At 68.1% G+C, this 12185-nt stretch carries 1 protein-coding gene (cut by a window edge); it reads right to left on the reverse strand.

Annotated elements, in window-relative coordinates:
* Nucleotides 1-12185 carry the 3' portion of a non-ribosomal peptide synthase/polyketide synthase gene (locus F5544_RS40715; RefSeq protein ID WP_167478068.1) on the reverse strand. Its footprint extends 31405 nt past the window's final position, so 12185 of the gene's 43590 nt are visible here — the last part of the coding sequence; its start codon lies off the right edge, out of view; it ends in the stop codon at nt 1-3.

Raw genomic sequence — 12185 nt, forward strand, 5'->3', positions numbered from 1 at the left:
CTACTCCGCGACGACAATTCGGACTTCGTCGGTGGCCGCGTCGGCCGGTTCGCCCGGTGTGACGAACCAGTGGCCGACCTCGCCCTCGGCCAGGTCGTCGGCGGGTTCGCCGCCCGACGGAATCACCGAGAGCGCGCCCGCCGTCGCGGCGGCCAGGAATTCCAGCACCGCCGTGCGGCCGGTGACGGCCAGGGTGTACGTGGTCGACTCGTAGTCGATCGCGTATTCGTCGCGCAGCCGGACCGCTTGGTCCAAAGCCTCGGATTGAGTAAATGGAGTTCCGTCCACCACGAACGCCGGGTGATCCTCGCCGAGCGGGCGAACCCGGTCGGCGTAGGACACCGGATGCGTTGGCGCGGCGGCCAATTCGGCCCGAACCTGCGGATCGGACGGCACCAGCCAGCGCACCGGGCCCTCGGCCTCCTCGGCGCCGATGCCGAAGCTCGCCCCGGCCGCGGCGATATCCGCCGATCCGGAATCACCGGCGAACAGGCAGGCCGCGCCCGCCTTCTGCACCGCCCAGGCCGCGACAACCGAATCGACCGAATGCGGCAGCGCGATCGCGACGATATCGCCCGGTCCCGCACCGCGATCGATGAGCACCCGCGCGAGCTGCGAGGAACGCCGATCCAGTTCGTGGTAGGCGATTTCGGTGTCGCCGTCCAACAGCGCGGGCGCCTGCGGATCCGCCTCGACCACCTCGGCGAGCACCTTGGCGACCGTGCGCGCACCAACCCATCCGGTCGGTTCTGGCGTGGAAACCGCTGCCGTCACACCGGATTCGGCCAGCAGCTTGGCCCGCTCACCGCTGTCGAGTATGTCGATATCGCCGACCGGAGCGTCGGGATCGCCGAGCAGCGCGTCGAGCACCCGCAGGAACCGCGCGGACAGGGTCGCCACCTCGTCGGCGGTGAACCGGCTGCCCAGGTACTTGAAGGTGAGCTCGATGCTCGCCTCGGCCATCACCAGCAGCGTCAGCGGGTAGTGGGTGGCGTCGTTGACGCCGACACCGGTAACCGAGACGCCGTCGATCGAGCTGGCGGCCGAAATCGCCTCCTTGTCCATCGGATACGACTCGAACACCACCAGCGTGTCGAACAGCGAACCCGCGCCCGCCGCCCGCTGGATATCGGTGAGGCCGACGAAGTGGTGGTCGAGCAGGTCGGCCTGCTCGCCCTGCAGGCGCTGCAGCAGCTGGCCGATGCTCGCCCGGTCATCGATGCGCACCCGCACGGGCAGCGTGTTGATGAACAGGCCGACCATCGCTTCGACGCCGGGCAGCTCGGCGGGACGGCCGGAGACCGTCGCGCCGAACACCACATCGCCGCGGCCGGTCAACCGGCCGAGCAGGATGCCCCACGCCGCCTGCACCAGCGTATTCACCGTGACACCGAGTTCGGCGGCGTGCTTGGTGAGCTGGCGCGTGCGGTCGGCGTCGATTTCGGTGACCAGCTTGCCGATCTCGTACGTCTCGGCCGAACGCGGCTGCGGCGCAAGCTGAGTCGGCTCCTGCACACCTTCCAGCGCGGTCGCCCAGGCACGCAGCGATGCCTCGCGGTCACGCCCGGCCAGCCAGCCGAGGAAGTTGCGGTACGGGGTCACCCGCGGCAGCGCCGCCAGATCGCCGTGAACCGCGTACAGCACCAACAGATCCCGCATCAGCAGCGGCATCGACCAGCCGTCCAGCAGGATGTGGTGGGTGGTGATGACCAGGTGCCACTGCGTTTCATCGGTGCGGAACAGCGTGAACCGCAACAGCGGCGGCTGCGCCATATCGAAATGCGTTGCCTGGTCGGCCTTTACCAGCCGCTGCAGTTCGGGCATCCGCGCGTCCCGCGGCAGCTCGGTGAGATCCACCTCGCGCCAAGGCGCTTCGATCCGGTCGAGCACCACCTGCACGGCCTGACCGTCCGCGTCGGTGACGAAGGCGGTGCGCAGGTTCGGGTAGCGATCGACGATGGCCTGCGCGGCCGTCCGCAGCCGCTCGATATCGACGACACCGCTCAGGTCGACCACCGCCTGCATGGTGTAGACGTCGACGGTCGCCTGGGTGAGCAGCGCGTGGAACAGCAGACCGGACTGCAGCGGCGAGAGCGGCCAGACCTCGGTGATGGCCGGGTAATTCCGTTCCCACAGTTCGATATCCGGCTGGCCGACCCGCACCAGCGGCAGATCCGACGGCGTCAGGCCGCCCGCGTCCGGCCGCTGCGCGTGGGTGGCGAGCGCGGTGAGCGCGGCAACCCAGAGATCGGCGAATTCCTGCACCCGCTCCCGATCGAGCAGTCCGCTCGGGTAGGCGAAGGACGCGCCCAGCTGCGGGCCGTCCGCACCGTCGGTGACGATCGCGTTGATATCGACGGTCGCGTTGGCGGGCATATCCAGATCCATATCGCCGTCGAGGCGACCCAGGTCCGCCACCGGCACCCAACCGATTTCGGCCAGCTGCTGCGGAATCTCCCCCGCCGATGCCCGGCCGAGGTAGTTGAAGCTGATCTGGCCCACCGTGCGCAGGCGCTGCGCGGTGCTCGGGTTCAGGTACCGCAGCAGGCCGTAGCCGATGCCCTTGTCCGGCACCGCGAGCAGCTGTTCCTTGACCGATTTCACGATGTCGCCCATGGCGTTTCCGCCGTCGAACGCCTCGTCGAGATCGGCGCCGGCCAGTTCGAGCAGCACCGGATACGCGGTGGTGAACCAGCCGACCGTGCGCGAAAGATCCGCGCCCGCAACGACATCCTCTTCGCGACCGTGGCCTTCGAGTTTGATCAGGGCTGAATCGCCGTCGCGCCAACGCGCGACCGCCATGGCCAGCGCGGAGAGCAGACCGTCGTTCACACCACCCCGGTACAGACCCGGGATCGCGGTGAGCACCGCGTCGGTGACCGCGGCGGGCAGCAGAACCTCGACCCGCTCGACGGTGGCGAAGGTGTCCACCGCCGGGTCGAACGGACGCGCACCGAGGTGCGGATCGTCGGCCTGCGAGATCTTCTGCCAGAACGGCAGTTCCGCGACCCGTTCGGCCGAGACGGCCTCCTCGGTGAGCGCGTGCGCCCAGCGCCGCATCGACGTCCCGTTCTCCGGCAGCGCGACCTGCTGACCGGCGGCCAGCTGCGACCAGGCGACCGCGAGGTCCGGGATCACGATGCGCCAGGAGACGCCGTCGACCACGAAGTGGTGCGCGACGATCAGCAGCACATCGCGCCGGTCACCGTTGAAGGCGAACCAGATGAACTGCGCCATCACGGCATTCGCCGGATCGAGGCGACCCATCGCGGCGTCGAATTCGATGCTGGCCAGCCTGGACAGCTCGGCGTCGTCGAGGTCGGCGGGCAGTTCGACGCGATGCACGAGCGCGTCGACATCCACCGCGCCCTGCGGCAGCGCCTCGAACGTCCAAGCGTCCTTGGCGTTTTCGGCGTCGGCATTGCGCCGCAGCCGCGACCGCAGCACATCGTGGTGCTCGAACACCGCGGCGATGGTGCCGACCAGGGTCTCCCGGTCGATGCCGTCGGGCAACCGCAGCGACATCGACTGCGAGAACCGCTGATAGGTCGAACCGCTCGCCAGGATCTGGGTCATGATCGGCGTCAGCGGAATCTCGCCGACACCGCCGCCCTCCAGCTCCTCCAGCCGCACCTGCTCGACTTCGCCACCGAGCGTGGCGATTTCGGCCAGCGCGGCGACACTGCGCCGCTCGAAAACGTCACGCGGGGTGAATACGACACCGCGCGCCTTGGCCCGCGACACCAGCTGAATGGACAGGATCGAATCACCGCCGAGCGCGAAGAACGAATCGTCCAAACCGATCTGGGTGACACCGAGCACCTCGGCGAACACCTCGGCGATGGTCGCCTCGATTTCGGTTGCCGGGGCCCGGAATTCGCGCGGCGCCAGCACCGGTTCGGGCAGCGCCTTGCGATCCAGCTTGCCGACCGGGGTCAGCGGGATCTCGTCGAGCACGACGATCGCGGCCGGAACCATGTGCGGGGCAAGGCTGCGCGCGGCGTACTCGGTGAGTTGTGCCGGATCGACGGCCTTTCCGGGCGCGCCGAGCACATACGACACCAGGATCGTCGCGCCCGCATCGGTTTTGCGGCCGATGGTGATGGCGAACTCGACATCCTCGTGCCGGGCCAGCACCGAATCGATCTCGCCGAGTTCGATGCGGAAACCGCGGATCTTCACCTGGAAGTCGGAGCGGCCGACGTAGTCGAGCTCCCACGGCACCTCCGGCAGCGCGGCATTGCCCGCCCGCTCGCCCGGTTCGGCGAACCAGCGCACCACGTCACCGGTGCGGTACATCCGGTCGCCCGGCGCGCCGAAGGGGTTGGCCACGAACCGATCCGCGGTGAGGTCGGGGCGGTTGTGGTAGCCGCGGGCCAGCGCGTCACCGGCCAGGTACAGCTCGCCGGCGACGCCGGGCGGCACCGGGTTGAGCCGTCCGTCGAGCACCAGCGCCGAGACGCCGCGCACCGGCTTGCCGATGGTGATGTGCCGTCCCGGGGTCAGGTGCGCGTACGAGGTGATGATGGTCGCCTCGGTCGGACCGTACGCGTTGAAGTACAGCCGGCCCGGCGCCCACTTCGCCAGCAGCTCCTGGGTGGTGACATCGCCACCGACGGAGGCGACCTCGAGCGCGACACCCTCCGGATCAACGGTGCCGAGCACCGCCGGAGTGATGATCGTGTGCGTCACCTTTTCGGTGCGCAGCAGCTCGGCCAGGTCCGGACCGCCGATGATGCCCGATGGCACCACGACGAGCGTCGCGCCGGTGTAGCCCGCGCACACCCACTCCAGCACCGACGGGTCGAAGCTGGGCGAGCAGATGTGCAGGAACCGGTGGTGCCGCTCGAGCCGGTAGAGATCCGTTGCGACACCGACCAATCCGCCCATACCCGAGTGGGTCACGGTGACGCCCTTGGGCATACCGGTCGAACCCGAGGTGTAGATCACGTACACCGGATGCCAGGAGCGCAGCGGCGCGAGGCGTTCGGCGTCGGTGACCGGATCGGTCGGCTTGCTCGCCAGCAGCACGTCCATCGCCGGATCGTCGATGGTCATCCATTCGACGTCGGCCGGCAGCTGGTCCAGGTACTCGCTGGAGGTGAGGCCGATGACCGCGCCCGAGTCGGTGACCATGTGCCGCTTGCGATCGTCCGGGTAGGTCGGGTCGATCGGCACATGCGCGCCACCGGCCTTCGCCACCGCCCAGAACGCGGCGACCATCTCGTAGGACCGCGGGAACGACAGCGCCACAATCTTTTCTGGACCGACACCGCGATCGATGAGCACCCGCGCGAGTCGCGAAGAGTACTCGTCGAGTTCCCGGTAGCTGATCGAGCGGCCCAGGTAGCGCACGGCGGTGTGGTCCGGATCGAACCGGACGCCGCGGGCCAACAGGTCGGGCAGCAGATCGTGGGTGTCGACATCGACGCCGCACACGTGGGTGAGCAGCTCGTGCTCGTCCTCGTCCAGCAGCGGCAGGTCACCGATCGGCGTATCGGCCTGGGTGGCAATGGCTTCCAGCAGCCTGGTGAACCGCTCGGCGAACACCTTGACGGTGGCATCGTCGAACAGGTCACGGGCGAAGGCGAATTCGGCGAACATACCCGCGCCCGCGGTGTTCGCGCCCGCCTCCCGAACCGTCAGCGACAGATCGAATTTCGCGGTATCCACCTCGAAATCGACCGCGGCGACGCTGAGTCCAGGCAGTTCGAAGCTGCTCTCCGGCAGGTTCTCGAACGACAGCGCCACCTGGAACAGCGGATGCCGCGCCGTCGAACGCTCCGGGTTGAGCAGTTCGACGAGTCGCTCGAACGGCAGATCCGCGTGCGCGAACGCCTGCAGATCCGAATCCTTGGTCTGGGCGAGCAGTTCGGCGAAGGTCAGCTCGCCGCGCACGTGCGAACGCAGCACCAGGGTGTTGACGAACATGCCGATCACGTCGTCGAGTTCGGCCTCACCGCGACCGGCCACCGGGGTGCCGATGGCGATGTCGTCGGTGCCCGACATCCGCGCGAGGAACAGCGCGAGCGCGGCGTGCACCACCATGAACAGCGTCGCGTGCTGTTCCCTGGCGATCTCGGTGAGCCTGCGGTGCAGACCCGCCTCGATCGGGAACACCACGCGCCCACCGGAGAACGACTGCACCGTCGGGCGCAGGCGATCCGCGGGCAGGTTGAGCTCGTCGGGCAGGCCGGCCAGCGTCTTGCGCCAGTAGTCGGCCTGCTGCGAGATCAGGCTGTCCGGATCGGTTTCCGCGCCGAGAACTTCGCGCTGCCAGAGGCTGAAGTCCGCGTACTGCACGGCCAGCGGCGACCAGCCCGGGGTCACCCCGGCCGCGCGGGACGCGTAGGCGACCATCACATCGCGGGTCAGCGGGCCCATGGACCAGCCGTCCGCGCTGATGTGGTGGGCGACGAAGACCAGCACGTATTCGCCGTCCGCCACCTGGAACAGCTTGGCCCGCAACGGAACCTCGACGGTGACGTCGAATCCGGCGCCGATCACCTCGATGATCCGCTCCCGAATCGCTTCGGCCGCAACGGGTTCCGGCGTCAGATCGGGTACCGCGCGCTCGACCGGCAGGATGACCTGATGCGCCGTACCACCCTGTTCGGGGTAGATGGTGCGCAGGGTCTCGTGACGGCCGATGACATCGGTGACCGCTTGTTGTAGTGCGGTGACGTCCAGGTCGCCGGACAAGCGCACGGCCACCGGGATGTTGTTGACCGCTGAGGCGGTGTCGAACTGGTTGAGGAACCACATCCGCTGCTGGGCCAGCGACAGCGGGATCTCCTCCGGGCGTGGACCGGCGGCGAGGGCTTTGCGGCCACCCGCACCGGCGTGCTGTTCGACCTTGACCGCCAGACCGGCCACCGTCGACGCCTCGAACAGTGAGCGGACCGGCACCCGCGAATCCAGTGCGGCACCGATACGGGCCGCGACCTGCGTCGCCAGCAACGAATTACCGCCGAGGGCGAAGAAATCGTCATCGGCACCGACCCGCTCCAACCCGAGCACATCGGCGTAGACACCCGCCACGATCTCCTCGATCGGAGTCGACGGGGCACGGAACACCGTGGTCTCGAATTCCGGCTCCGGCAACGCTTTTCGATCGAGCTTGCCGTTGACGTTGAGCGGCAGCGCGTCGAGTACCACGAATGCCGAGGGCACCATGTACGACGGCAAACCGGCCGCCAGCGCCGACTTCACCTGCGCGACATCGACTTCCGCATCCGAGGCCACCAGGTAGGCGACGAGGCGGTCGCCGGTCTTCGGATCCGACTTCGCCACCACCGCGGCCTGCGCGATCTCCGGCAGCGCGAGCAGCGCGGCCTCGATCTCGCCGAGTTCGATACGGAAACCACGGATCTTCACCTGGAAATCGGTGCGGCCGCGGTATTCCAACTCACCGTTGGCATTCCAGGCGACGAGGTCACCGGTGCGGTACATCCGCTGGCCGCTGGTGAAGGGGTTGGCGACGAACCGGTCCGCGGTCAGATCCGCGCGACCGAAGTAGCCGCGCGCCAACTGCGCACCCGCCAAGTACAACTCACCCGACACCCCAGCCGGTACCGGACGCAGACGGTCGTCCAGGACGTAGACCTGGCTGTTCCACTCCGGCACACCGATCGACACCGAGGTCTGATCGGCCGAGGTGACCCGGTGGCTGGTGATCGAGACCGCGGCCTCGGTCGGACCGTAGAGGTTGAACAGTTCCGTGCGTGGATGTTCCTTCAGGAACTTCTGCGCCAGTGTCCCGGGCAAGGCTTCGCCGATGGCCAGGACCCGCCACAGCGAGGTCGGGAAGTCCCCGGCCAGCAGTGCGTCCAGCATCGACGGCACCACGTGCAGGGTGGTGACCCATTCCCGCGCCATGAGCTCGTTGAGGTAGGCGGGATCGCGATGCCCGTCCGGGGCGGCGATCACCAGGCGACCACCGCATGCGGCGGCCGACCAGAACTCCCACACCGACAGGTCGAAGGTCGCGGCGGTCTTGAGCAGAACCGCGTCCGCCGGGTCGAGACCGAATTCGGTGACCTTCCACAGCAATTGGTTCGCGATCGCGGCATGCGGCACCGCGACACCCTTCGGCCTACCCGTCGAGCCCGACGTGAAGATCACGTAGGCGGTGTTCGACGGGCGCAGCGGCGCAACCCGATCCGCATCCGTGACCGGGGTGGCGGACAGGTCGTTCAGGTCGAGTTCATCAATGCGAACCACTGGCGCGGCATCGGTAGCGAAACCGGCGTCGGCGTTGGTCAGCACGCACACCGGTGCCGCAGTCTCCAGGATGTAGGCCGTGCGCTCGGCCGCCTGGTCCGGATCCACCGGCACATACGCACCACCGGACTTGGCCACCGCATACATCGCCACGACCAAATCCACCGAACGGCGAATCGCCAACGCCACCCGCGACTCCGGGCCCACACCCAACGAAATCAGATGCCGGGCAAGACGATTCACCCTGGCGTCGAGCTCACCGTAAGTCAGCGTGGTGCCGTCATCGGTGACCAGCGCGACTTCCTTCGGATCCGCGGCGACCGTCGCGTCGAGGATCGACACCAGGGTCGCATCCGAATCCACCTCGTATGCGGTGGCATTGCGGCGCACCACCAGCTCGGCGCGTTCGGCGGGGTCGAGCAGTTCGATCTCGCCGACCGCGGTGCGCGGTGCGGCGATGATCTCGCCGAGCAGTCGCGCGAAGCGATCGACGAAGCCCTGCACCGTATCCCGGTCGAACATATCGGTCGCGTAGGTGAAGAAGCCGGTAATGCCTTCCGGCTCACCGGAATCGCTGTAGCGGTCGGTGGCGATCAGGTGCAGATCGAACTGCGACAGCTGGGTATCGATATCCACACCGGCCACGGTCAGACCGGGGAGTTCCAGGCTGGACTGGGCCAGGTTCTGGAACGACAAACCGACCTGGAACAGCGGATGCCGCGCGGTCGACCGCACCGGGTTGAGCACCTCGACCAGGCGCTCGAACGGCACATCAGCGTTGGCGAAGGCCTGGATATCGGTTTCGCGTTGCCGGGCAAGCAGTTCGGTGAACGGCTCACCGGCGTCGATCCGCGAGCGGAACACCAGCGTATTGACGAACATGCCGATCAGGTCGTCGAGCACGGCTTCACCGCGACCAGCCATCGGCGTACCGATCGCGATGTCATCGCTACCCGACAGCCGGGACAGCAGCACCGCCAACGCGGTGTGCACCACCATGAACAGCGTCGCACCCTCGGCCCGAGCCAACTCGATCAACGCCTGATGCGTGGCCGCATCAACCCGGAGTTCGACCTTGCCACCGGCGAAGGACTGCACCGCCGGACGCGGACGATCCGAGGGCAGGTCGAGCTGGTCGGGAAGGTCCGCCAATGCTTGCTGCCAGTAGGCGACCTGCTTGGACGCCAACGACTCCGGATCCTCTTCGCTACCCAGCAGTTCCCGCTGCCAGATCGAGTAATCCGCGTACTGCACCGCGAGCGGAGCCCAACCCGGCGCCTCGCCGAACGCCCGGGCCGCGTACGCGGTCACCAGGTCACGGGTCAGCGGACCGACCGAGGAACCATCACCGGAAATGTGATGCACCACCATCGCGAGCACGTACTCGTCGACCGCATCGGCGATCTGGAACAGCGCCACCTTCACCGGCACCTCGGTGGTGACATCGAAGATCGTCGAAATCAGTTCGATCACAGCGGTTTCCACCGCGTCCGCCGCGACAACCTGAACGTCTAGCCGCGGTGTCGCCTGGGCGGGCGGCAGGATCACCTGCACCGCACCGGCCTCGGTCTGCGGGTAGATGGTGCGCAGGATTTCATGCCTGCTCACCAGATCCGCGATCGCCGCACGCAACGCCGCGACATCCAACGCACCGGACAACCGCACCGCGATCGGCACGTTGTACGCGGCCGACTGCGTATCGAACCGGTTGAGGAACCACATCCGCTGCTGCGCCAGCGACAACGGAATGTGCTCCGGCCGCGGACCGGCGACGAGCGCCTTGCGGCCACCGGCATCCGCATGCTGCTCCACCCGAACCGCAAGCGCGGCAACAGTTGACGCCTCGAACAGCAGCCGCACCGGCACCCGCGTATTCAGCGCCTCGCCGAGCCTGGCGGCGACCTGCGTCGCCAGCAGCGAATTACCGCCCCAGGCGAAGAAGTCGTCGTCCAGGCCGATTCGCTTGCCGCCCTCGCGGTTATCGATGCGCAGCACCTCGGCGAAGGTGTTGGCGACGATCTGCTCGATCGGGGTCACCGGCGCGCGGAAGACCGCCTTCTCGAAGGTGGGCTCCGGCAGCGCCTTCCGATCCAGCTTGCCGTTCGCGTTGAGCGGCAGGGCATCCAGCTCGATGAGCACCGAAGGCACCATGTACGACGGCAATTCGGCGGACAACGCCGACTGTAGCGCGCGCTTGTCCACCGGGCCCTCGGCCGGGACAACGTAAGCGACAAGGCGGTCACCGATATTCGGGTCGGTGTGCGCCAGCACCGCCGCGGCGGCGATCGCGGGCTGGCGCAGCAGCGCCGCCTCGATCTCGCCGAGTTCGATGCGGAAACCGCGGATCTTCACCTGGAAGTCGGTGCGGCCCCGGTACTCCAGCTCGCCGTCGGCGTTCCAGGCCACCAGGTCGCCCGTGCGGTACATGCGGCTGCCCGCCGCGCCGAACGGGTCGGCGACGAAGCGGTCGGCGGTCAGCTCGGCGCGGCCGAAGTAGCCGCGCGCCAGCTGGGCGCCCGCGAGATACAGCTCACCCGAAACACCGACCGGCACCGGCCGCAGACGCGAATCCAGCACGTAGACACGGCTGTTCCACTCCGGCGCACCGATCGACACCGAGGCCCGGTCGGCATCGGTGACCCGGTGGCTGGTGATGGACACCGCGGCCTCGGTCGGGCCGTACAGGTTGAACAACGTAGCGGCATTGTGCTGCCGGAACCGCTGCGCGGTCGCGGCGGGCAGCGCCTCACCGATGGCCAACACACGACGCAGGCTGTGCGGCAACCGGTTACCCGACTCGGTGAGCAGCGCGTCGAGCATCGACGGCACCACGTGCAGGGTGGTGACGCCGGTCTCGCGCATCAGCTCGTTCAGGTAGGCCGGGTCGCGGTGGCCGTCGGCCAGCGCGATCACCAGGCGGCCGCCCGAGACGGCGGCCGACCAGAACTCCCAGACCGAGAGGTCGAAGGTGGCCGCGGTCTTGAGCAGGATCGCGTCATCCGCGCCGAGCTCGAATTCGGCCGTCTCCCAAAGCAACTGGTTGACGATAGCGGCGTGCGGCACCGCGACGCCCTTGGGCTGGCCGGTCGAGCCGGAGGTGAAGATGACGTAGGCGGTGTTCGCCGGGGTCAGCGCGCCGCGGCGCTCATCGGCCCGCACCGGATCAGCGGAGTACGCCCCGAGGTCGAGCACGTCGATCGGCACCACATCGGTTGCCACCGTGTGGAATCCATCGCCGACCGTGGTCAGCACGCACGCGGGTGCGGCGGTGGTGAGGATGTACTCGGTGCGCTCGGCGGGCTGATCCGGATCGATCGGCACATAGGCCGCACCGGTTTTCGCGACCGCGTACATGGCGGTCACCAGATCGGCGGAGCGGCGGATGGCCAGCGCCACCCGGTCCTCCGGGCCGACGCCGCGGCCGATCAGGTAGCGCGCCAGGCGATTCACCCGTGCGTCGAGTTCGGCGTACGAAATATCGACGCGGCCATCGGCGGTGTCGGCCACCAGCGCCACCGCGTCCGGGCCGGCCGCCACCGTGCGATCGAGCAGCGAGACCAGGGTTGCGGCGGTGTCGGTTTCGTGTGCGGTGTCGTTCCACGCGGTGAGGATCCGGTCGGTCTCGTCGGCGGAGAGCAGATCGATCTCGCCGACCGCGACCGCGGGATCGGCCATCACGGCGTCGAGCACCCGGATGAACCGGTCCGCGAAGCCCTGCACCGTCGCCTGATCGAAAAGATCTATGGCGTAACCGAATTCGGTGACGATCTCGGCCGGGGTGCCGTCCTCGGCGTACCGGTCGTAGAGCGTGACGTGCAGATCGGTCTTGGCCAGCTGCGAATCGAAATCGACCGCGCTCACCGAAAGACCCGGCAGCTCGAAGGTGGTCTCGGCCAGGTTCTGGAACGAAAGGCCCACCTGGAACAGCGGATTGCGCGCCGTCGAGCGCACCGGGTTGAGCA

The organism is Nocardia arthritidis (assembly GCF_011801145.1).
In the GTDB taxonomy this organism is placed as follows: domain Bacteria; phylum Actinomycetota; class Actinomycetes; order Mycobacteriales; family Mycobacteriaceae; genus Nocardia; species Nocardia arthritidis_A.